The organism is Pantoea sp. PA1, from assembly GCF_056856975.1.
In genome coordinates this window covers 1-21,330 of record NZ_JBXGEE010000001.1, presented here as the reverse complement: position 1 = coordinate 21,330, position 21,330 = coordinate 1, and the positions used below count along the sequence as shown (strand labels likewise).

22 protein-coding genes, 2 tRNA genes and 2 rRNA genes are annotated in these 21,330 nt (G+C 58.9%); 9 read left to right on the top strand and 17 right to left on the bottom strand.

The genetic code is table 11. The annotated features are described in order from the left end of the window. Positions 1 to 2: 2 nt before the first annotated feature. The 7 genes from hpxK to hpxU form a co-directional block, all read right to left on the bottom strand. On the bottom strand, positions 3 to 1,256 hold the full coding sequence (gene hpxK / locus AC1V0D_RS00130) for an allantoate amidohydrolase (protein ID WP_058956403.1): 1,254 nt from the start codon (positions 1,254 to 1,256) through the stop codon (positions 3 to 5). After that, the gene (locus tag AC1V0D_RS00125) at positions 1,253 to 2,488 is read right to left on the bottom strand and encodes a pyridoxal-phosphate-dependent aminotransferase family protein (protein ID WP_482906787.1); all 1,236 of its coding nucleotides are present in this window, start codon (positions 2,486 to 2,488) and stop codon (positions 1,253 to 1,255) included. The genes hpxK and AC1V0D_RS00125 overlap by 4 nt, the downstream gene beginning before the upstream one ends. 21 nt (positions 2,489 to 2,509) lie before the next feature. Then, positions 2,510 to 3,241, bottom strand: a complete 732-nt coding sequence (locus tag AC1V0D_RS00120; RefSeq protein ID WP_009091918.1) for an amino acid ABC transporter ATP-binding protein — start codon at positions 3,239 to 3,241, stop codon at positions 2,510 to 2,512. Beyond that, entirely contained in the window at positions 3,222 to 3,878 is a 657-nt protein-coding gene (locus tag AC1V0D_RS00115) for an amino acid ABC transporter permease (protein WP_009091919.1), read from the bottom strand. Before AC1V0D_RS00115 ends, AC1V0D_RS00120 begins: the two co-directional genes overlap by 20 nt. Further along, positions 3,878 to 4,546: an amino acid ABC transporter permease gene (locus AC1V0D_RS00110; protein WP_009091920.1), complete on the bottom strand. Its 669-nt coding sequence runs from the start codon at positions 4,544 to 4,546 to the stop codon at positions 3,878 to 3,880. Before AC1V0D_RS00110 ends, AC1V0D_RS00115 begins: the two co-directional genes overlap by 1 nt. A 10-nt stretch (positions 4,547 to 4,556) precedes the next feature. Next, positions 4,557 to 5,342, bottom strand: a complete 786-nt coding sequence (locus tag AC1V0D_RS00105; protein WP_009091921.1) for a transporter substrate-binding domain-containing protein — start codon at positions 5,340 to 5,342, stop codon at positions 4,557 to 4,559. Between the two features lie 192 nt (positions 5,343 to 5,534). Beyond that, the gene (gene hpxU / locus AC1V0D_RS00100; protein ID WP_009091922.1) at positions 5,535 to 6,374 is read right to left on the bottom strand and encodes a MurR/RpiR family transcriptional regulator HpxU; all 840 of its coding nucleotides are present in this window, start codon (positions 6,372 to 6,374) and stop codon (positions 5,535 to 5,537) included. 138 nt (positions 6,375 to 6,512) lie between these two features. On the opposite strand from hpxU, the gene AC1V0D_RS00095 reads away from it, so the two are divergent. From AC1V0D_RS00095 to hpxZ, 4 genes are read left to right on the top strand one after another with little or no spacing between them, the layout of a single operon-like run. After that, a complete protein-coding gene (locus AC1V0D_RS00095) occupies positions 6,513 to 8,099 on the top strand; it encodes a gamma-glutamyltransferase family protein (protein WP_482906786.1) in 1,587 nt (528 codons plus the stop codon). 13 nt (positions 8,100 to 8,112) lie between these two features. Continuing rightward, positions 8,113 to 8,295, top strand: a complete 183-nt coding sequence (gene hpxX / locus AC1V0D_RS00090) for an oxalurate catabolism protein HpxX (protein ID WP_009091925.1) — start codon at positions 8,113 to 8,115, stop codon at positions 8,293 to 8,295. Continuing rightward, positions 8,292 to 9,689 carry an AtzE family amidohydrolase gene (locus AC1V0D_RS00085; protein WP_482906785.1) on the top strand — a complete coding sequence of 466 codons (1,398 nt, stop codon included), beginning with the start codon at positions 8,292 to 8,294 and terminating at the stop codon, positions 9,687 to 9,689. Before hpxX ends, AC1V0D_RS00085 begins: the two co-directional genes overlap by 4 nt. Beyond that, positions 9,689 to 10,069, top strand: a complete 381-nt coding sequence (gene hpxZ / locus AC1V0D_RS00080) for an oxalurate catabolism protein HpxZ (protein WP_307744351.1) — start codon at positions 9,689 to 9,691, stop codon at positions 10,067 to 10,069. Before AC1V0D_RS00085 ends, hpxZ begins: the two co-directional genes overlap by 1 nt. Before the next feature lie 51 nt (positions 10,070 to 10,120). Here hpxZ and puuE read toward each other — a convergent pair whose 3' ends face one another. Genes puuE through AC1V0D_RS00065 form a run of 3 tightly spaced genes read right to left on the bottom strand, consistent with a single transcriptional unit; the run spans position 10,121 to position 12,559 of the window. Beyond that, positions 10,121 to 11,074 carry an allantoinase PuuE gene (puuE, locus tag AC1V0D_RS00075; protein ID WP_009091930.1) on the bottom strand — a complete coding sequence of 318 codons (954 nt, stop codon included), beginning with the start codon at positions 11,072 to 11,074 and terminating at the stop codon, positions 10,121 to 10,123. 34 nt (positions 11,075 to 11,108) lie between these two features. Continuing rightward, on the bottom strand, positions 11,109 to 11,840 hold the full coding sequence (hpxA, locus tag AC1V0D_RS00070; protein ID WP_426607530.1) for an allantoin racemase: 732 nt from the start codon (positions 11,838 to 11,840) through the stop codon (positions 11,109 to 11,111). Then, positions 11,837 to 12,559 carry a GntR family transcriptional regulator gene (locus AC1V0D_RS00065; RefSeq protein WP_009091934.1) on the bottom strand — a complete coding sequence of 241 codons (723 nt, stop codon included), beginning with the start codon at positions 12,557 to 12,559 and terminating at the stop codon, positions 11,837 to 11,839. The genes hpxA and AC1V0D_RS00065 overlap by 4 nt, the downstream gene beginning before the upstream one ends. 144 nt (positions 12,560 to 12,703) lie before the next feature. Here AC1V0D_RS00065 and AC1V0D_RS00060 point away from each other — a divergent pair, with 144 nt between their 5' ends. After that, the gene (locus AC1V0D_RS00060) at positions 12,704 to 14,197 is read left to right on the top strand and encodes an NCS1 family nucleobase:cation symporter-1 (protein ID WP_046101291.1); all 1,494 of its coding nucleotides are present in this window, start codon (positions 12,704 to 12,706) and stop codon (positions 14,195 to 14,197) included. 64 nt (positions 14,198 to 14,261) lie between these two features. Here the strand turns inward: AC1V0D_RS00060 and AC1V0D_RS00055 are convergent. Together AC1V0D_RS00055 and dnaQ are read right to left on the bottom strand one after the other, a co-directional pair. Further along, positions 14,262 to 14,338: transfer RNA gene (locus AC1V0D_RS00055), tRNA-Asp, on the bottom strand. Positions 14,339 to 14,472: 134 nt separating this feature from the next. After that, the gene (gene dnaQ, locus AC1V0D_RS00050) at positions 14,473 to 15,204 is read right to left on the bottom strand and encodes a DNA polymerase III subunit epsilon (protein WP_009091938.1); all 732 of its coding nucleotides are present in this window, start codon (positions 15,202 to 15,204) and stop codon (positions 14,473 to 14,475) included. Between the two features lie 51 nt (positions 15,205 to 15,255). Here dnaQ and rnhA point away from each other — a divergent pair, with 51 nt between their 5' ends. Beyond that, on the top strand, positions 15,256 to 15,723 hold the full coding sequence (gene rnhA, locus AC1V0D_RS00045) for a ribonuclease HI (protein WP_009091940.1): 468 nt from the start codon (positions 15,256 to 15,258) through the stop codon (positions 15,721 to 15,723). Here the strand turns inward: rnhA and AC1V0D_RS00040 are convergent. Continuing rightward, complete coding sequence (locus tag AC1V0D_RS00040; protein ID WP_482906784.1) at positions 15,705 to 16,442, bottom strand: class I SAM-dependent methyltransferase; 738 nt, start codon at positions 16,440 to 16,442, stop codon at positions 15,705 to 15,707. The two genes, rnhA and AC1V0D_RS00040, sit on opposite strands and share 19 nt — an antisense overlap. Before the next feature lie 43 nt (positions 16,443 to 16,485). On the opposite strand from AC1V0D_RS00040, the gene gloB reads away from it, so the two are divergent. Both gloB and mltD read left to right on the top strand, forming a co-directional pair. Continuing rightward, complete coding sequence (gene gloB, locus AC1V0D_RS00035) at positions 16,486 to 17,241, top strand: hydroxyacylglutathione hydrolase (RefSeq protein WP_482907387.1); 756 nt, start codon at positions 16,486 to 16,488, stop codon at positions 17,239 to 17,241. A 71-nt stretch (positions 17,242 to 17,312) separates the two neighbouring features. Continuing rightward, positions 17,313 to 18,689 (top strand): murein transglycosylase D, encoded by a 1,377-nt coding sequence (mltD, locus tag AC1V0D_RS00030; RefSeq protein WP_033736400.1) that lies wholly within the window; start codon positions 17,313 to 17,315, stop codon positions 18,687 to 18,689. Positions 18,690 to 18,762: 73 nt separating this feature from the next. Here mltD and AC1V0D_RS00025 read toward each other — a convergent pair whose 3' ends face one another. Continuing rightward, positions 18,763 to 19,578, bottom strand: a complete 816-nt coding sequence (locus AC1V0D_RS00025) for an endonuclease/exonuclease/phosphatase family protein (RefSeq protein ID WP_033736606.1) — start codon at positions 19,576 to 19,578, stop codon at positions 18,763 to 18,765. Between the two features lie 256 nt (positions 19,579 to 19,834). On the opposite strand from AC1V0D_RS00025, the gene yafC reads away from it, so the two are divergent. After that, positions 19,835 to 20,737: a DNA-binding transcriptional regulator YafC gene (yafC, locus tag AC1V0D_RS00020; protein ID WP_009091951.1), complete on the top strand. Its 903-nt coding sequence runs from the start codon at positions 19,835 to 19,837 to the stop codon at positions 20,735 to 20,737. Positions 20,738 to 20,845: 108 nt separating this feature from the next. Here the strand turns inward: yafC and AC1V0D_RS00015 are convergent. The 3 genes from AC1V0D_RS00015 to AC1V0D_RS00005 form a co-directional block, all read right to left on the bottom strand. Continuing rightward, positions 20,846 to 20,922: transfer RNA gene (locus AC1V0D_RS00015), tRNA-Asp, on the bottom strand. An 87-nt stretch (positions 20,923 to 21,009) separates the two neighbouring features. Continuing rightward, positions 21,010 to 21,125: ribosomal RNA gene (gene rrf / locus AC1V0D_RS00010) — 5S ribosomal RNA — on the bottom strand. A 99-nt stretch (positions 21,126 to 21,224) separates the two neighbouring features. Next, positions 21,225 to 21,330 (bottom strand): 23S ribosomal RNA (locus tag AC1V0D_RS00005); the annotation flags it as partial.

Here is a 21,330-nt window from a genome sequence, read left to right as displayed (position 1 = left end):
TTTCAGCTCCGTCCGGCGATCAGCGTGACCGCCTGCAGATAGGCCTGCAGCGCCGGTGCCACATCCTGCACCGCGACAGACTCGGCCGGATGATGGCTGATGCCGCGATGATTTCGCACAAACAGCATACCGACCGGCCAGCGTTCAGCAATGGCGATGGCGTCATGTCCGGCTCCGCTTGGCAGCGACAGGCTGCGCCCCTGCACCGTTTCAACCGCATGGCTCAGCGCCTGCTGCAGCGCCGAGTCACAGGCGGTGGCTCCGATGCGATAAAATTCGTTCGACGTAAACTGCACTCCACGCCGCAGCGCAATCGCCCCGGCCTGGGTTAACAGCGTGGAGAGCAGGGTCTCCAGCGGATGATCGAGCGGACCGCGCACATCCAGCGACAGCGACACCTCGCCAGGGATAACATTCACCGCCCCCGGGGCACAGCTGAGGGTGCCGACGGTGGCGACCAGCTGCGGGTCCTGCTCACGGGTGGTCTGCTCAATAAACACCATCCACTCGGCGGCTGCGGCCAGCGCATCTTTGCGGTGGGTCATCGGCACCGTGCCGGCATGGCCCGCTTCACCGGTAAAACGGCAGTGAAGACGACGCGCCCCGTTGATGGCCGTGACCACGCCCAGCGCCAGATCCTCCTGCTCCAGGCAGGGGCCCTGCTCAATGTGCAGTTCAAGATAGCCGACGATATCCTCTATCCGTCGGGCCGCCGCACCGATTTGCGCACTGTCGAGCCCGACATCCGCCATCGCCTGCGCCACGGTAATGCCGTTGCCATCGGGATGGGTTACCCAGCTTTGCGGCCAGCTGCCGGTAATACCGCGGCTGCCAAGCAGCGTGATGCCAAAGCGGGTTCCCTCTTCATCACCGAAACCGATCACCTCTATCGCCAGCGGCAGACGGCACTGGTGCTCATGAAGCCACTGTACGGTTTCGATGGCGCTGAGCACGCCCAGCATTCCGTCGTAGCGACCGGCGTTACGTACCGTGTCGAGATGCGAACCGAGCAGCAGCGCGGGCGCCCCCGCTTCGGCTGCCTCGTAGCGGCCACAGATATTGCCGACTTCATCCTGCCAGACCGTCATCCCCGCCGCCTGCATCCACTCCCCTACGCAGGCGTTGGCGCGCAGATGTTCCGGCGACAGATAGACGCGGGTCAGGCCCTCCGTCGTTTCGCTAATCGCTGCCAGCGCATCACAGCGCGCCATGACGCGCTGTGCAGCAGCGAGGGCTTCGCTGGCGCTCATCATCATGCCTGGCTCCCGTAGTGATCCCAGGCGGCCTGAGCTCCCGCGCCCTGCGGCGTGCGATACCCCAGGTGAGTCAGCACCGCTTCCAGCGCGGCCAGCGTCTGCAGCACGCAATCTTTACGCGCGTTGTAGCCCATGGTGCCGATACGCCAGACCTTGCCATGCAGTGGGCCAAACGAGGTGCCGATCTCAATGCCGAAATCCTCCAGCATCAGCTTGCGCACCTGGTCGCCGTTTACGCCTGACGGGATCATCACGCCCAGCACGTTGTTCATTTTGTTTTTCAGGTCGCCGAAGGTTTCCAGCCCCATCCCCTGAATCCCCTTCAGCATCGCGTCACCATGCAGTTTGTGACGGGCGATGCCGTTGTCCAGCCCCTCCTGCAGGATCAGGCGGGCACATTCGCGCGCGCCAAACAGCGCGCTGGTCGCTTCGGTATGGTGATTGAGTCGCTCCGGCCCCCAGTAATCCATGATCATGCCGAGATCGAAATAGTTGGAGTAGATCATCTCCTCCTCGCCATCCTGATGCGCCTCGGTGCGGATCCCCTGCTCCACGCATTTACGTTTGCGGATCACCGCGGCCATCTCTGCGCTCAGGGTGATCGGCGAGGTGCCGGAAGGCCCGCCCAGACATTTCTGCATCCCCGCCGAGACGGCATCCAGTCCCCAGGCATCCGTTTCCAGCGCGTTACCCGCCAGCGACGCGGTAGCATCGGTGTAGAACAGCACGCCATACTGCTTACAGATAGCACCCAGCTGCGCCAGCGGCTGCAGCATGGTGGTGGAGGTGTCGCCCTGCACCGTGAGCAGCAGGCGTGGCCGCACTTTTTTAATCGCCTCTTCAATCTGATCGGGGGTAAAGACCTCGCCCCACGGCACTTCGATGGTGTGGACGTCTGCCCGACAGCGGCGGGCGATCTCGCACAGCAGATGGCCGAAGCGGCCAAACACCGGCACCAGCACCTTATCCCCAGGCCGGATAGCGGAGAGCAGAATCGCTTCGATACCGGCGCGGGAGGTGCCATCAACCAGCAGCGTCCAGCGGTTTTCGGTGCGAAATACGCCGCGATAGAGCGCCATCACTTCGTTCATGTAGTGGGTCATCGCGGGGTCGTACTGCCCCAGCAGCTGACTCGACATGGCGCGCAGCACGCGCGGATCGGCGTTGATCGGGCCGGGTCCCATCAGCAGACGCTGTGGCGGATTAATTTGCGGGTAATGATTGATATCCATGCGGGTTTCCTTTTTTAAGACTCAGAGACGCACTGAAGAGATAAACTGCTTCAGCTCCGGCGACTGCGGCTGCGCAAACAGCGTTTTGCTGTCGCCCTGCTCCCAGACGCGCCCCTGATGCATAAAGACCACTCGATCGCCCACGTCGCGGGCGAAATTCATTTCATGCGTGACGAGGATCAGCGTCATGCCTTCCGCTGCCAGCTGCTCCAGCACTTTCAGGACTTCGCCCACCAGTTCGGGATCCAGCGCAGAGGTGATCTCATCACAGAGTAAAACTTTGGGCGTCATCGCCAGCGCACGGGCGATCGCCACGCGCTGCTGCTGGCCGCCCGAGAGGCTGGCAGGGTAATAGTTAAGGCGCTCGCCCAGCCCCACCTTCTCCAGCATCTGCGTCGCCAGCGCCCGGCATTCAGCGTCGCTTTTCTTCAGCACGCGGCGCGGTGCCAGCATGACGTTTTCCAGCGCCGTCATGTGCGGGAAGAGGTTGAAGTTCTGAAACACCATGCCAATCGAGCGGCTGATCTCACGCGCCTGCGAGTCACGACTGGTGATGGTCATGCCGCCGAGCTTGATGCTGCCCTCCTGATAGCCTTCCAGCCCGTTCATACAGCGCAGCAGCGTGCTTTTGCCCGATCCGCTGCGACCGATGATCGAGATCACCTCTCCCATGTCGATATCCAGATCCACGCCTTTCAACACATGGTTGTCGCCGTAATATTTTTGCACCTGATTAATGGTGATGAGCGGCATTGAATTTTTTCTCCAGATACTGGCTGTAGCGAGACAGCGGATAACACATCAGGAAGTAGCCCAGCGCCACCAGCCCGAAAACTTTAAACGGCTGGTAGGTCACGTTGTTCAGAATCGTGCCCGCCTTGGTCAGCTCGATAAACCCGATAATCGACGCCAGCGCGGTGCCCTTGATAACCTGTACGGCAAAACCTACCGTCGGGGCGATGCCGATGCGGATCGCCTGCGGTGCAACCACCCGCCACAGCGTCTGACCAAAGGTCAGGCCGAGGCAGCGTGACGCTTCCCACTGCCCTTTCGGCAGGGCGCGGATGCTGCCGTACCAGATATCCACCAGAAAGGCGCTGGTGTAGAAGGTCAGCGCCAGCGAGGCGGCCGTCCAGGGTGCCACATCAATGCCAAATAAGCCGACGCCAAAAAAGGCCAGAAACAGCTGCATCAGCAGCGGGGTTCCCTGAAACAGCGCGGTGTAACCCCGTATCGCACGCGTCAGCCATTTGCGCTGCAGCAGACGCAGCAGCAGCAGAGGCAGCGTCACCAGGGTTCCGCCGACAAAGGCTACCAGCGACAGTAACAGGGTCCAGCGCGCCGCCAGCAGCAGGTTGCGCACGATGTCCCAGTCGGTAAAGGTCGTCATCATGAGGGCTGCACTCCAAACCATTTACGGCCTATCGCCAGCAGCAGATGGCGCATCGCAATCGACAACGCCAGGTAGATCAGCGTGGTCACCAGATAAACCTCAAAGCTCAGAAACGTGCGTGACTGAATAAGGTTGGCGGCGAAGGTCAGCTCCTCGTAGGAGACCTGCGACACCACCGACGACCCCAGCATCACGATAATGCACTGGCTCACCAGCGCCGGATAAATCCGCTGCAGCGCAGGGGGTAACACCACCCGCAGAAAGGTCTGGCTACGGGTCAATCCCAGCACCCGCCCCGCTTCCCACTGCCCTTTCGGGGTCACCTGGATGCCGGCACGGATGATCTCGGTGCTGTAAGCGCCCAGGTTGATCAGCATCGCCAGCAGCGCCGCCTCACCGGCGGTGAGTTTCAGCCCCAGATTCGGCAGACCGAAAACGATAAAGAACAGCTGCACCACAAATGGCGTATTACGGATCAGCTCGACATAGAGGCCCCAGAGGCGGCTCAGCCAGCCCGGTTTACCGCTGCGCAGCGCCGCGCCTGCGATGCCAATCGCCACCCCACCGGTGGTCGCCAGCAGCGTCAGCTGAATGGTGACCCAGAGGCCGGAAAGCAGCTCCGGCCAGTAGGGCCACAACGCGGGAAAGTTAAGTTGCCCGGTCATGAATCTGTCCTCATGCGCCCAGGCTGGCGGGCAGTGGCGCTTTCAGCCACTCTTCGGACAGCTTGTTCAGGGTGCCATCTTTAATCCCCTGCTCAATCAGCGCATTCACCTTCGCCTTCAGCGCAGGCTCATCTTTCTTCAGACCGATAAAGCAGGGCGAATCTTTCAGCATAAACTGAGCGACCGGCGCTTTTTCCGGATTCTGGCGGGCAATGGCGGCGACCACCAGGTTGCCGGTGGCGACATACTGCACCTGGCCAGAGAGATACGCCGATAAGGTGGTGTTGTTATCTTCGTAACGTTTCACCTGCGCATCTTTCGGTGCCACTTCGCTCAGCACCATATCCTCCACCGCGCCGCGGGTAACGCCAATCGACTTGCCGCTCAGCGCGCTGGCCGCTTTGATCTCGTCACCTTTCGGTCCGAAGACGCCCAGGAAGAACGGCGCATAGGCGCGGGTAAAGTCGATCACTTTTTCACGCTCCGCATTTTTACCCATGCTGGAGATCACCAGATCGACCTTGTCGGTTTGCAGATAAGGCACCCGGTTGGCGCTGCTGACCGGCACCAGCTGCAACTTAAGTTTCATCTGCTTCGCCAGGTATTTCGCCATGTCGATGTCATACCCCTGCGGCTGCAGATCGGTACCGACCGAGCCAAACGGCGGGAAATCCTGCGGAACGGCCACGCGGATCACACCGCGCTTCTGAATGTCCTGCAGTTGATCGGCCAGTGCGCTTCCCGCCTGTGCCATCAGTAATGCCGCTGTTGCAACCGCCATTAAAACTTTTTTCATTATGCACCCCGGTGAAATGTGATGAAACAAAAGATTCTTTAACAGGCAATCTGCAACTAATGTGCCAACAAGGGCAGCGGCGGAAAAAGGGTTAAGCGGCATAGAGTTCACTGAAAAAGGGGCGTAACCGGGGAGGATTACGCCGCGGGCGGGCGTGTGCTGAAATGGGGCAAAGCACCAAAATGGTGCCTGTTAACGGTGCTCCAGCTCGTCGAACTGCTGGTAGAGATCGGCGATCTGATGAATACGCTGCCGCCCCTGCGCCAGCATTTCATGCAGCAGCGCATTGGCAATCAGGTTAATCAGACTCATGGCCGAGCCATAGCTGTCGAAGGCGGAAACGCTGTCGAGCGGCGTGCAGAGTTGCCAGCGTGCCAGCGCAGTGACCGTCTGCGCCTGCGGCTCACACAGCGCCAGCAGCGGTATTCCGGCCGCCTGAAGCTGCTGCATCAGCGGACGGATGATACGGGTGCGGCGGCGAAACGCCATCACCACCACCATATCCTCCGGGGTGATATCCACCAGCTCCTCTGCCAGCGTCTGGCCTGGCTGCGGCAGAATAAAGACCTGCGAGCGCGCCTGCACCAGTTGCTGTCGCAGATGCAGCGCCACCGGATAGGCGTTGCGCATGCCGATGATAAAGACGCGCTTCGCCTGCGCCAGCTGCTGGATCACATCGTTAAACTGACGGGCATCCAGGCTGTTGACCCACTGTGTCAGGTTCGCCATCTCCTGCTTGTAGTGGCGCGCCAGCAGCGTGTTGCCCTGCACCGCATCCCGGTTATCGGTCAGCGGCATGCCGCTCTGACGCAGGATGCGCAGCTCATCGCGCATATCCTTGTACTTCTCATATCCCAGACGTTTAAACAGCCTGCTGACCGTGGCTTTCGACACGCCGCTGAGCCGCGCCAGCTCGGCGCTGTTGTAGCTGATCAGATCATCGAAGTGGTCAAACACGAAGTCGGCAATGCGCTGCTCCTGCGGCGAGAGCTGGGGATAGTGACTCCGGAGTCGTTCATCAAGCTGTTTCATATCGCACCCTGTAACTTTTGTTTCAGCAGAAGCTAGCACAATTTACGCCAGGTTAACCGGCGCAATGTCAGCTCAGGCTAAAAACTGGAACAGCTCTTGCTTTGCTATCGGTTCTGTTACCCGAAGAACGAGAAAAAGATGATTCAGAGTAATATGGCGCCGATGGGCATGGCGGTGACGCCGCACCATCTGGCGAGTGAGAGCGCGCTGGCGGTGCTGCGTGACGGCGGCAACGCCATTGAAGCGATGGTGGCGGCAGCCGCGACTATCGCCGTGGTCTACCCGCACATGAATGGGCTGGGCGGGGATGGGTTCTGGCTGATCCTGCCACCCGGCGGCGATCCCGTCGCTATCGACGCCAGCGGTGCCGCCGGTTCGCTGGCGCATCCGGATTTTTATGCCGGTCACCCCAGAATCCCTCATCGCGGGCCGAAAGCGGCGCTGACCGTCGCCGGTACGGTCAGCGGCTGGCATGAGGCGCTGACCCTCGCCGCTGAATCCGGCAGCCCGCTGCTGCCGCTGGCGCGTCTGCTGCGCGATGCGATTCGCTACGCCGCGGACGGTATTCCGGTCACCGCTTCTCAGACCGCCGCCACGACGAACTTCCGCAGTGAGTTACAGCATCAGCCCGGCTTCAGCGCCACCTTTATGCCTGATGGCGAGGTGCCGCAGCCTGGCAGCCGTTTTACCCAGCCTGCGCTGGCACAGACACTGAGCCAGCTTACCGAACAGGGGCTGGACAGCTTCTATCGCGGCCCGCTGGCGCACCATATGGCTGATGAAATGGCCACGCTTGGCATGCCGGTCACCCTGGCCGATCTGCAGCAGCATCGCGCCCGTCGCACCACGCCCCTGCACCTCGCACACAGCGAAGGCGACATCTGGAATATCGCCCCGCCGACCCAGGGCCTCGTCTCGCTGGCGATCCTTGGCATTACCGATCGCCTGGAGATGGCCGGGGCTGACGAGGCGCAGACGGTGCACCGCATCGTGGAAGCCACCAAAAAAGCCTTTGCGCTGCGCGACCGGCACATTACCGATCCGCGTTATGTCACCGAAGATGTGCAGGCGCTGCTGGCTGAGGACGCCCTCGCCACCCTCGCCAGCCAGATCAAAGATGGCGAGGCGGCAAACTGGGGCAGCGGCCGCGGGCCGGGCGATACGGTCTGGATGGGTGTGATGGACAGCAGCGGGCTTGCCGTCTCCTTTATTCAGAGCATCTATCACGAGTTTGGCAGCGGGGTCGTCCTGCCCGGCACGGGCATCACCTGGCAGAACCGGGGAGCCGCGTTCAGCCTCGATCCTGAACATCTGCTGGCGCTGGCACCCGGCAAACAGCCCTTCCATACCCTGAACCCCGCCGCCGCACGGCTGAAAGATGGCCGGACGCTGGTTTATGGCGCAATGGGCGGAGATGGTCAGCCGCAGACCCAGGCAGCGATCTTTACCCGCCATGTGATTCAGGGGTTGCCGCTACAGCAGGCGGTCAGTGCACCGCGCTGGCTGCTGGGGCGTACCTGGGGCCAGTCATCAGACTCGCTGAAGCTGGAAGGCCGCATTGCCGACGCAACCGTCGCACAGCTGCGCCAGTGGGGGCACGAGGTAGAACGCCTGCCGGACTTCAGCGAATCCGTGGGTCATGCGGGTGCCATTGTGCGTCACTGCAATGGCATGTTTGAAGGCGCGAGCGATCCGCGCAGTAACGGCAGCGCCGCCGGTTTTTAAACAGGAGTGAATCATGAATGAACATGAGTGGGCCAGCTACATCGGCCATATGGAGCAGATCCTGCAACTGACGCTGGACGATCCCCGCCGCGCCGAGCTGCTAATCCAGCTGTCGCGTATCGCGGAGATGGCCGCACCACTGATGGCGTTTCCGCTTGATGACCGGCTGGAAGTGGCGGGAGTGTATCAGGCATGAAAACAGGTGAAGTTTCGATTCAGACGCTGCAGCAGGCAATCCGCCAGGGTGAGATCAGCGCTCGCGAGGTGGCCGAACAGACGCTGCAGGCGATTGAGCAGCACAACCCGGCGCTGAATGCCTGGACGGAAATCACCGGGCCTCGCATGTTGAAAGAAGCCAGCGCGGTTGATGCGCAGCGGCAGCGCGGTGAGCCCCTGCCCCCGCTGGCGGGCATTCCCTATGCGGTGAAGAACCTGTTTGATGTGGCGGGTCACAGCACGCTGGCAGGGGCGAGGCTGTTCAGCGACCGCCCTGCGGCGCAGGCGGATGCCTTCGCCATCGGCAAACTGCGCCACGCAGGCGCGCTGCTGTCGGGCATGCTGAACATGGATGCCTACGCCTATGGTTTCACCACCGAGAACAGCCATTACGGCCCGACCCGTAACCCACGCGATTTAAGCCGCGTCGCGGGCGGCTCGTCCGGGGGGTCGGCTGCCGCCGTGGCCGCCGGGCTGGTTCACTTTTCGCTGGGCACCGATACCAACGGCTCAATCCGGGTGCCCGCGTCGCTGTGCGGCATTTTTGGCCTGAAACCCACTTTTGGCCGACTGTCACGCAGCGGCAGCCACCCCTTTGTTGCCAGCCTCGATCATATCGGCCCGCTGGCCCGGCGGGTGGAAGACCTGGCGCTGGTTTATGACCTGCTGCAGGGCGCAGACCCCGCAGATGCGTTTCAGGCCGTCCGGCCGCCAGAGGCCACGCTGCCCGGCCTGTCGCAGGGCAGTGAAGGGCTGCGCTGTGGCGTGCTGGGCGGTTTTTTTGCCCGCTGGTGCGATGAGGACGCCCGCGCGGCGGTGGCCACCGTCGCAGCCGCGCTGGAGGCGCAGGAGGAGGTGGTGATGCCGGAGGCGGAGCTGGCGCGTTCGGCAGCCTTTATCATGACCGCCGCCGAGGGGGGGAATCACTATCTGCCTGCCCTGCGTCAGAAGCCTGAGGTGTTTGAACCCAACTCACGCGAGCGTCTGCTGGCCGGCGCGATGATGCCCGGCGCCTGGTATGTGCAGGCCCAGCGCTTCCGTCGTCATTTCCAGCAGCAGGTGCTGCCGCTGTTTGATCGCTTCGATGTGCTGATCGCCCCGGCAACCCCCTGCAGCGCGATCACCATCGGTCAGCAGACGCTGTCAATTCAGGGTGAGTCGCTGCCCGCCAAAGCGAGCATGGGGATGCTGACGCAGCCCATCTCCTTCCTGGGACTGCCGGTCTGTACCGTTCCGCTGGCGACCCGAAGCGGCCTGCCGATTGGGTTACAGCTTATCGCCCGCCCGTTTAATGAAGCGGCGGCATTACGTGCCGCCTGGACACTGGAACAACGCGGCATCACCCTGCCGCAAATCACGATGGCAGGAGCCTGATGAACAGAGAGATTAATTTACCGCAGGTGGTCAGCGAGGTGACGGCGCAGTTCTGGCGTTACGAAAAGGCGCTGGTGAGCAATGACGTGGCTGAACTGGATGCGCTTTTCTGGCACGACCCGCGCACCGTGCGCCTTGGGGCCGGTGAAAATTTGTATGGCATTGATGAGATTCGCGCCTTCCGGGCTGCACGCCCCGCTGCGGGCCTCGACCGGACGCTGCAGAATACCGTGATCACCACCTTTGGCGAGGATTATGCGGTCTGCAGCACCGAATTTACCCGTGCCGGCAGTGATAAAATCGGCCGTCAGCAGCAGACCTGGGTTCGCATGCCGCACGGCTGGTGCATTGTGGCCGCCCAGGTCAGTCTGATGAGCTGATTATCGACGGTGCGTCGCCTGGCCCGAGGGAGGCGACGCACCGGAACCGGCCTACGGTGCCGGGTGCGTCGCGATCCAGTGATCGGCGATCTGCTGGCGGGTACAGATCCAGACGTCGTCATGCTGCTGAATGTGGTCGAGGAAATTCTGCAGCGCACGGAATTTGCCCGGACGCCCCAGCAGGCGACAGTGCATCCCGATCGACATCATCTTCGGCGCGGTCTCGCCCTCTTCATACAGCACATCGAAGCTGTCACGCAGGTAGGTGAAAAACTGCTCGGCGGTGTTAAATCCCTGCGGCGAGGCAAAGCGCATGTCATTGCACTCCAGGGTGTAGGGAATAATCAGGTGCGGCTTAACCGTGCCATCCTGACAGGTCACCTGCGTCCAGAACGGCAGGTCGTCGCCATAGTAATCGCTGTCGTAGCTGAAGCCGCCCTGCTCCACCACCAGCCGGCGCGTGTTCGGGCTGTCACGTCCGGTATACCAGCCGGTTGGGGCTTTCCCAAACAGATCGGTCAGCACATCCACTGCCTGCTGCATATGCTGACGTTCGGTTTTCGCATCCACGCCCTGATAGTGGAGCCAGCGCCAGCCGTGACTGACCACATCGTAGTCCGCCTGTTTAATCGCTTCGACAACCTCCGGGTGACGCGCCAGCGCCATCGCCACGCCAAACACGGTCAACGGCAGACCGCGCTTCTGAAATTCATTGTGGATGCGCCAGAAACCGGCGCGCGAGCCGTACTCATAGAGTGACTCCATCGACATATGACGGTCGGCATAGCTGGCGGCACCGATGATGTCGGAGAGGAACTGCTCGGAGCCGGCGTCACCGTGCAGCACGCTGTTCTCCGCCCCCTCTTCGTAATTCAGGACAAACTGCACCGCCACCCGGGCGTTGTTGGGCCAGGCGGCGTGCGGCGGATGAGCACCATAACCGATCAAATCGCGCGGATAGTTTTTGTTAAAGCTGTACTCTTTCTTCTCTGCAGCGTCAGTCATTACTCGCTTCCTGTCTTCTGTCTGGAAAGTTCCGTTAGTTTAGATGCTGAAACGCACCTGAGAGAGGTTTCTGCAAAGGCCAGGCCAGATCGCCATGTTTGCTGGTGCCAAAGCCAAGCGCCACCAGCGACTCCACCATTTTTACGGCCGCGCCGACGCCATCAATCACCGGCAGCCCCAGCTCCTGCGTCAGGGAAGCGGCCAGCGTCGCCATGCCGCCACAGCCGAGCACAATCGCGCCGCTGCCATCTTCCCGTTTGGCCTGGAGGCAACGCTCACGCACTTTTTCCTGCGCCAGTCCGCTGCCATCCTCCAGCGCCAGCACCGGCAGATCGATGGCATGCAGCGCGGCACAGTGATGGGTAAAGCCATACTGCTGCAGAAGATGACGGGCTATCACCAGCGTACGCGGCAACGTTGTGACAATCGAAAAGCGCGTCGCCAGCATCGTGGCGGTGTGCATCGCCGCTTCTGCGATACCGATGACCGGCCCGCTGGCCAGCTCGCGGGCCGCCAGTAACCCCGGGTCACCAAAACAGGCAATCACATGTCCGCTGACGCCCTGTTCCCGCCCCAGCCTGACCTGCTCCAGCACCCCGATGGCCGCGATCGCCTCATCAAAATGCCCTTCAATGGAAGGCACGCCCTGCGAGGGTGAAACGGCCAGAATGTCGGTGCCGGGTGCGGCAACCGCACGGGCAGCCTGAGCGATGGTTTCGGTCATCGCCAGGCTGGTGTTGGGGTTAATGACCTGAATCAGGCTCATGAGGCCGCTCCTTTGCCCGTGGCAAACAGTCGTGAAAAGTCGGGCAGCGTTTCACCGCTGCGCTCAAAGTGCAGGCTGGAAACAATATGCTCAAAATGGTGCTGCAGCGCCTCAGTCAGTGGCTGCAGCGCACGTGCCCGTAACAGGGTCAGCAGATGCGTGTGATCGTCACAGCGGCAGCCGCGCTGCCATGGCGCGCCATAGGCGGCAATCACCAGCGACGAGCGCTGCGTCAGGCTGGTCACCATGCCGGTGAGCACCTGATTGCCGGAAATCGCCTGCAGCTGAATATGAAAGGCTGCCGAAAGCCGGATGGCTGCCGGGCCATCATGCGCGGCGTGTGCCTGATTCTCCTGTGCGATAAGCTGTTCCAGCGCCACCAGATGCGGGGGCTGCAGATGGGCCAGCACGGCGTGCAGATTGGCGCACTCCATTAAACTGCGGGTGGCGAAGATCTCCCGCGCCTCTTCAACGCCAGGGGTGGCGACCTGCGCACCACGTTTGGGCGTCAGGGTGACCATTTGCACCGCCGCAAGGCGCTGCAGTACTTTGCGAATGCCGGTGCGGCTTACTCCAAACACGCCGGAGAGCGCCTCTTCCGGCAGTTTACTGCCCGGCGGCAGCTGATGCTCCACAATGGCGGTCATCAGCGCCTGGTAGATCCCTTCATCTTTATCCTGCGTTCTGGCGGCGTCTCGCTGGCCTGTTTTACTTGTCATTACCTGCTCCGGAAGCTCTCTGTACGCCACATATCGTATACGTGAACAGCAAATATTGTATACAGGAAAAGAAATCTGGCCTGAATCCTGCAATACCCCTTTACCAGATTATTCATTTCACTCTCGGGTAGAGGAGCAGGTTTCATGCCAAATCATTCCACGGTGGCCAGCACGGCCTCTGACGCTAACGCCAGTTACAGCCCACGTCTCTGTAACGACGATCTGGCGCCCACCCGCGACCAGAACTGGTCGTGGTACAACATTTTTTCGTTCTGGATGTCAGATGTCCACAGCATGGGCGGCTATGTGGTGGCGGCCAGCTTCTTCACGCTGGGATTAGCCAGCTGGCAGGTGCTGCTCTGCCTGCTGGCCGGGATCTGCATCGTGCAGATCTGTGCCAATCTGGTGGCAAAACCGAGCCAGATGGCAGGCGTTCCCTATGCGGTGATCTGCCGTCAGGCGTTTGGCGTGTTTGGCGCGAATATTCCGGCGGTCATCCGCGGGCTGATCGCTTTTGCCTGGTATGGCATCCAGACCTACCTGGCGGCGAACGCGCTGATGCTGGTTCTGCTGAAGTTCGCCCCGTCACTGAACTCAATGACTGAGCCACACTGGCTTGGCCTGTCGCTGCTGGGCTGGTGCTGCTTTGGCGTGATGTGGCTGCTGCAGGCGATGGTCTTCTGGCACGGCATGAGCGCCATCAAACGGTTTATCGATGTGGCAGGTCCGGCTGTCTATGTGGTGATGGTGGCGCTGGCGGGCTGGATTGTATACAAGACCGGTTTTGATGGGATCTCTTTTACCCTCGCCAGTAAATCACTCACCCCGGGCGAGCAGACGTGGCAGATGATTACCGCAACCGCGCTGGTCGTCTCCTACTTCTCCGGGCCGCTGCTGAATTTCGGTGACTTCTCCCGCTACGGCAAAAGCATGTCAGAGATCCGTCGTGGCAACCGCTGGGGCCTGCCGTTTAACTTCCTGCTCTTCTCCGTGGTGACGGTGGTCATCGTGTCGGGCACCCAGTCGCTGTTTGGTAAAATGATCACCGATCCGATCGAGACCGTGAGCATGGTCGGCAACGACCTGGCGGTAGCGATTGGGCTACTGACGATGATTACCGCCACTATCGGCATCAACATTGTGGCGAACTTCGTCTCACCTGCTTTCGACTTCTCTAACTGTTCACCGCAGAAAATCAGCTTCCGCACCGGCGGGATGATCGCCGCGGTGGGCTCGGTGCTGTTAACGCCGTGGAACCTGTTCCAGTCGCCTGAACTGATTCACTACACCCTGGATGTCCTGGGCTCCTTTATCGGGCCGCTGTTCGGGATTCTGCTGACTGATTTCTACCTGATCAAACGCGGACGCATCTCGGTCGACGACCTGTTTAACGCCACGCCAGCGGGCCGGTACTGGTATCGCGGCGGGTTTAACCCTAAAGCGATCGCCGCGCTGCTGCCGTCGGTGGCCATCTGCCTGGTGATCAGCTTTATCCCTTCCCTGCATCAGGTGGCGAACTTCAGCTGGTTTATCGGAGCCGGTCTGGCGGCAGGCTGCTACCGCTTTATCGCCCGTGAAGAGCGTGAAGCGGCAGACAGTGCGCGCTGGCAGGGTGAGGTCGTGGCGCAGAAAGAGTAACCCGCCACGGAATCGCAGACAGCAAAAAGCCGATTCATTTCTGAATCGGCTTTTTTAAAGAGATTGGCGGAACGGACGGGGCTCGAACCCGCGACCCCCTGCGTGACAGGCAGGTATTCTAACCAACTGAACTACCGCTCCGCGCTTTGTTCCCCGTCGAGAACGAGGCGCATAGTAATGGCAGGCCGTTGCGGCGTCAACGCTTTTTCCTGACGACGCGATCGTTTGCCGTTTTTTTCAGCTCGCCGTTGATTTTATCCACAAATTTCCGTCATTCAGCCGCGCCACAGGCAGCTGCCGCCCTTTTTCATGACCAGATCCAGACGTGACTCATGGGCAACGATCTCCTCGTCGCTGGCCGTCACCACGCGCAGTGCCGAGGCGGGACGTACGATGCGCTGAATGCTCTCGCCCTGCGCCTGACGGGCGCTTTCACTTTCGGATAAAAACGACAGTGAGGTCTGCCCGCCGGTCATGGTCAGGAACACGTCCGCCAGGATCTCTGCATCGAGCAGTGCGCCGTGCAGCGTTCGCTTGCTGTTGTCTATCTCATAACGCGAGCAGAGCGCATCCAGGCTGTTACGCTTGCCGGGAAACATGCGCCTCGCCAGCGCCAGGCTGTCGGTTACTTTGCAGAAGGTTTCGGTTTTCTCAATGCCCCGATTCAGCTTTGAGAACTCATAATCCATAAAGCCGATATCGAACGGCGCGTTATGGATCACCAGCTCGGCGCCGCGGATATAGTCGAGAAACTCATCCGCAATCTCGCTGAACATCGGTTTGTCGGCAAGGAACTCATCTGCAATCCCGTGAACGCCGAAGGCTTCCGGATCGACCAGCCGATCGGGCTTCAGGTACATATGGAAATTGTTACCGGTCAGGCGACGGTTAATCACCTCGACCGCACCAATCTCAATGATGCGGTGCCCCTCATAATGGACCCCGATCATGTTCATGCCGGTGGTTTCAGTATCGAGTACGATCTGGCGGTTATTTGCAGTGCTCATAAGACCCGTTTTATGTCAGACTTGACGTTTTTGAGAGGAAGTCTACCAGAGATGCGCAAACAGGTAGAAATATTCACCGATGGATCCTGTCTTGGAAATCCCGGTCCCGGCGGTTACGGGGCGATTTTACGTTATGGCCAGCATGAGAAAACCTTCAGCGCGGGCTATCGCCTCACCACCAATAACCGGATGGAACTGATGGCGGCCATTATTTCGCTTGAAGCGCTGACGCAGCCCTGCGATGTGGTGCTCAGTACTGACAGCCAGTATGTGCGTCAGGGAATTACCAGCTGGATCCATAACTGGAAAAAACGCGGCTGGAAAACCGCGGATAAAAAACCGGTGAAGAACGTCGACCTCTGGCAGCGTCTCGACCAGGCCCTCAGCACCCACAAGATTCAGTGGGAGTGGGTTAAAGGCCACGCGGGACATCCCGAGAATGAGCGCTGCGACGTGCTGGCCCGCAGCGCGGCGGAAAATCCCGCCTTTGAAGATATCGGTTACAAGAGCGAGTCCTGATCGTCTGCCTGCCGGAACTGGCGGGTAGCATTGACGGTCTGGCGGATCTGGCTGGGACTCATGCTCTTCTTCGCCCGTGTCGGCAACAGCGGGAAGGTGCGTTTACGTGCCACGACAATATTCAGGCACCCCAGCGCCGGTAAGTGGGCGCTGATCAGTTTCCCCCCCTGCCGATGCCACGGCACCACCTGAAACCGGGTGCGGTAAACCACCTCATAGTTCAGCAGGCTCAGCCAGTCGAGCAGACGCATCTGGCTGAACATCCGTCCGCTCCAGGGCGCCTTACGGCCTAACCCCGGAATCATTTTCGTGACCCCGAGCAGGCTGAAGGGATTGAAGCCGCTGATGATCATCCAGCCGTCGTCAATGAGTACCCTGTCCACTTCCCGCAACACCCGATGCGGGTCCTGACTCCAGGCCAGCGTATGCGCCAGCAGACAGGCATCAATCGACTTCGACTCAAAGGGAAGCTGCAGGGGGTCAGTCAGCACCTGTAACAGCTCGCCCTCGCTGCCCACGTTGACCTGATGTGAAATAGCACAGTGTTCGGTGTTGATTTCTGCGCTGAGGTTGCCAAGCTTAAGCATATGAAAGCCATAAAGCTTTCCGAGGTAAGGCTGAAGCTGCTGGGTCAGCGCGTCGCGGAAATAGTCTCCCCACGGCATATCGCGCCACGATAGCGGAGCGTTCAGAATCTGGCGTGTTTTCGCGGGCTTCATGCTTTACGCTCTTCCTTATTCCTACGACCTGCTAGAGGTGATGATGAATCTTACCAATATTCCTGCGTTGCAGGACAACTACATCTGGACGCTGAATAATGATGAAGGTCAGTGTCTGATTGTCGATCCCGGTGAAGCTCAGCCGGTATTAGAAAAAATGGCCTCTAACGGCTGGCAGCCGGTGGCGATTCTGTTAACTCACCACCACAACGACCATACGGGTGGGGTAAAAACGCTGTGTGAGCATTTCCCGGCGCTCGAAGTTTACGGTCCGCAGGAAACGGTCGCCAAAGGAGCCAGAACGGTGGTCAGCGAGGGCGATCAGGTAACGGTGCTCGGCCTGACGTTCGAGGTGATTCATACCCCTGGTCACACTTTAGGACATATCTCATATTACAGCTCACCTTATCTTTTCTGTGGCGACACACTCTTTTCGGGTGGCTGCGGACGTCTTTTCGAAGGTACAGCAGAGCAGATGTATGAATCCTTTCAAAAGCTTAATCAGCTTCCGGAGGAAACGCTGGTCTGCTGCGCGCATGAATATACTTTATCTAACCTGAAGTTTTCTGCGGCTATTCTGCCCCATGACCCGCAAATAATGGCCGAATATCAGAAAATTAAGGACTTACGCGCCGAAAATGGCATTAGTCTGCCCACAAAACTGGGGCACGAACGGTCAATAAATTTATTTCTCCGCACGCAAGATGTTGATTTGCAAAGGGCATTAACCGTTAACGTGAATGATGAACCGGTATGGCACACATTTGCCGTTCTACGCGAGAAGAAAGACGCTTTTTGATTTTTCGGGTTGTGTTGTGAAAAGTCGTCACGTATAGTTGCTCGTCTTTTAAGCGAACTATTGACACACACATGAAGGCTAAAGCGATCTTACTCGCCTCAGTCTTGCTGGTAGGATGTCAGGCGTCGAGGAACGATGCCAATATCCCCGAACAGCATGCACAGAGCCTGTCTTCAGCTGGTCAAGGTGAAAATGGAAAGTACGGAGACGAGTTTTTGTCGCCGCGATGGCAGGAAGATGGAACTGGCCTCGCAGCAGACGCAGATCTCTGGAGTTTCATTAGTGACGAGTTGAAGATGGGGATTCCGGAAAACCCGGCAATCCGCGAACAAAAAAGTAAATTTTTAAAAAATAAGAGCTATCTCCACGATGTAACATTACGGGCAGAGCCGTACATGTACTGGATAGTCGAGCAGATACAGAAACGTAAAATGCCGATGGAACTGGTACTGCTACCCATAGTGGAGAGCGCTTTTGACCCTCGCGCAACCTCATCCGCCAATGCCGCTGGTATCTGGCAGATAGTTGCCTCAACGGGTCGAAATTATGGTCTGAAACAGAACCAGTATTACGATGGGCGACGGGATGTTGTCGCATCCACACGGGTTGCGCTGGATATGATGCAGCGTCTTAACACCATGTTTGACGGTGACTGGTTATTAACCATTGCCGCATACAACAGCGGTGAGGGACGTGTACTCAAAGCGATAAAACAGAATAAGGCGCGCGGTAAGCCGACTGACTTCTGGCACTTATCGCTGCCACGCGAAACCACGGTGTATGTGCCGAAAATGTTAGCTCTGAGTGAACTGCTCAAACATAACAAGCGTTACGGTATCAAACTGCCGACACCCAACGAAAGTCGTGCACTGGCACGGGTGGAAGTGGGTCAGCAGATACAGCTGACGCAGGCTGCCGAAATGGCAGGTATGTCGCTCACGAAACTGAAGAGTTTCAATACCGGCTACAAAGGCGGTGCAACCGCGCCAAACGGCCCGCACTATATTATGGTGCCGAAGTCGAACGTCGCCAGACTGCGTAACTCACTGGCGTCCGGTGACATCGCAGCGGTACAGCCAACTCAGCTTGCTAAAGCGAGTGCGAGCGGCGGGTACAAGGTGCGACGGGGTGATACGCTCTCGGGTATCGCCGCGAAGCTTGGCGTTAGCGTCTCCACACTGAAGCAGGATAATAACCTGCGCGGTGCCGATATCCGACCGGGTCAGACGCTGACTATCGGTTCGAATGGCACCCGACTGGCTGATAACGGCAATAGCATCACCTATCGTGTTCGTAAGGGTGATTCTCTTGACAGTATTGCACGGCATCACGGCGTCAATATCAAAGACGTGATGCGCTGGAACAGTGTGCTGGACAGCGCGAAAGATATTCAGCCCGGCGATAATTTAACGCTGTTTGTGAATAATAACGCGACACCTGATACCTGATACGTTGAAAAGGCTGACAATTGTCAGCCTTTTTCTTTTATTCATCCGCAGCCCTCTACGCTGTACCCTCGCTTTACTCTTTTCTGTCTGCCCCGGACTCCCGTCCTGAACTGAACTCCACCAGTAAAGGATTATGGTCGGAAGCCCGCGTCACCAGCACTGAGGCCTCACTCACCCTGAGATCGCGATAAAAGACAAAATCCAGCGGGCGACCAAACGCTTTACGGCGGTGGTCGGCAGTGAACATCACCTCTTCCAGCTTCATGCGCTGGGCAAAGCGGTAGAGCGCGTTAATGCGCTGACGGCTCCAGGCATTAAAGTCCCCGGCCATGATCACCGGACCGCGATGATGCATAATCTGCTCCCCTATCGGGCCCAGCTGTTTGCTGTAGACGTCGACGCCCAGGCTGAAGTTAACCGCGTGGATATTCACGACCATCAGCATTTCACCGGTGGGCAGAGGATAGGCCGTGACCAGCGCCGATTTAGCCAGCCTCAGCAGCGGCTCACGCTCACGCAGCGGGCAGCAGTAGACCGGATGGGCAGAAGCGAGCGTCATCACGCCAGAGGGGTGCTGAGGCAGCACAAAGGCGGGAACCTGATCGGCAGCCAGATAATTACTCGTCGCAAACCGTACCAGCTCCGGCGTCGTCTGCGCCTCCTGAAGTAAAACCAGGTGCGCGTCCTTACCAAACCCCTCCAGCACCGACATCCAGTCTGCACGCTGCTGCTTGAAGATGTTCCACACCAGAACCTTAAGATTCGGATGCGCGGGCAAGGGAGCGCCGGGTGGCAGTGCCTGACCGAGATGGAGCATCGCACCCGGTGGAAAGATCTGTTCCACAGGTTGTCCAGCCACATATCGCATTGCATAAGTTTTTTTGCGCACTTTCCCGCCTGGCTGATGATTCAAAAACAGATAACACCTGTCTGTTATAGGGATTTTAGACCGGGGTTTCAATGGATGCAGGTCAATGTCAGAATTCAGCACCCTTTTCCAGAATAAAACAGCGCCTTTGCAGACGTTGAACAAAACGCGGGGAGGCATGATCCATGCGGTCATTGCTGACCAGACTTCTATACTGGAACCACAGCACCATCGGCCACCGCGTCGCGTCATCGCCACGTCCGTGCAGGGAGGTTAAATGAAGGCATCTTCTGACGAACTAAAAGTGTTTGTCAGCGTAGTAGAAAGCGGAAGTTTCAGTCGCGCTGCTGAACAGCTGCAGATGGCGAACTCAGCCGTCAGCAGAACGATTAAAAAGCTGGAGAACAAGCTGGGCATCGCCCTGCTCACCCGCACCACCCGGCAGCTGGCACTGACGCAGGAGGGAGAGCGTTATTTTCGTCATGTTCAGCGCTTTTTGCAGGAGATGACGACGGCGGAGAGCGACCTGATTGAGAGCCTGCAGGAGCCAAAAGGCCTTTTGCGCGTTGATGCCGCGACGCCGGTAATTCTGCATTTGCTGATGCCGATGATAAAGCCTTTCCGTGCCCGCTATCCAGGGGTGAGGCTTTCGTTAATCTCCTCGGAAAGTTTTATCAACCTCATTGAGCGAAAAGTGGATATCGCTATCCGCGCCGGTAATCTGACTGATTCTACCCTGCGCGCCCGTCTGCTGTTTAACAGCTTTCGTAAACTGGTTGCGTCGCCCGCCTATCTTCGGGAGCATGGCGTGCCGCACACCGTGGCTGAGCTTGATCGTCATCACTGCCTGGGCTTTGAGGACTCGCCCCGGCTTAATCGCTGGCCCGTCGCCCGTGACAGCGGTGAGCTCTATGATATCGACTGGGCTTTATCCTCCAACAGCGGAGAGACGATTAAACAGCTCTGTCTCACAGGTAATGGTATCGCCTGTCTGTCGGAATATATGATCGATCGTGAAATTGCGGAGGGAACGCTGGTTGAAGTGCTGGCAGATCAACGCCTGCCGGTCGAGATGCCGTTCAATGCGGTTTATTACAGTGATACTGGCGTCAGCCAGCGTGTGCGCGCTTTTATTGACTTCCTCAGCGAGTGGAGTGCTGAACAACCGTGGCGCATCTGAGATGCGCCCAGGTCCGGTGAGGATGCCTGCGTTCAGGGAGGGCTTTCCGGGCAGTATTTGCTGCAATGGAAAAAGCCCTGACCGTTAAGTCAGGGCTTTCCAATTAAGTGGCGGAACGGACGGGGCTCGAACCCGCGACCCCCTGCGTGACAGGCAGGTATTCTAACCAACTGAACTACCGCTCCACCGGTTCTTTCACAGCTGTCAGCGGATGGCTGATAGCTGTCTGTTCCTGTTGTTTTCCTTGTCAGGGGAAAAGGAACTAATTTGATGCCTGGCAGTTCCCTACTCTCGCATGGGGAGGCCCCACACTACCATCGGCGCTACGGCGTTTCACTTCTGAGTTCGGCATGGGGTCAGGTGGGACCACCGCGCTAAAGCCGCCAGGCAAATCTTGGTGCACGAAACGAAAAATTCTTCGCTTCTGCTAATTCTTTATCCGTCACAAACTGAAAATCGTGTCTCTCAAAAACGCCTCTGGCGTTGTAAGGTTAAGCCTCACGGGTCATTAGTACCGGTTAGCTCAACGCATCGCTGCGCTTACACACCCGGCCTATCAACGTCGTCGTCTTCAACGTCCCTTCAGGACCCTC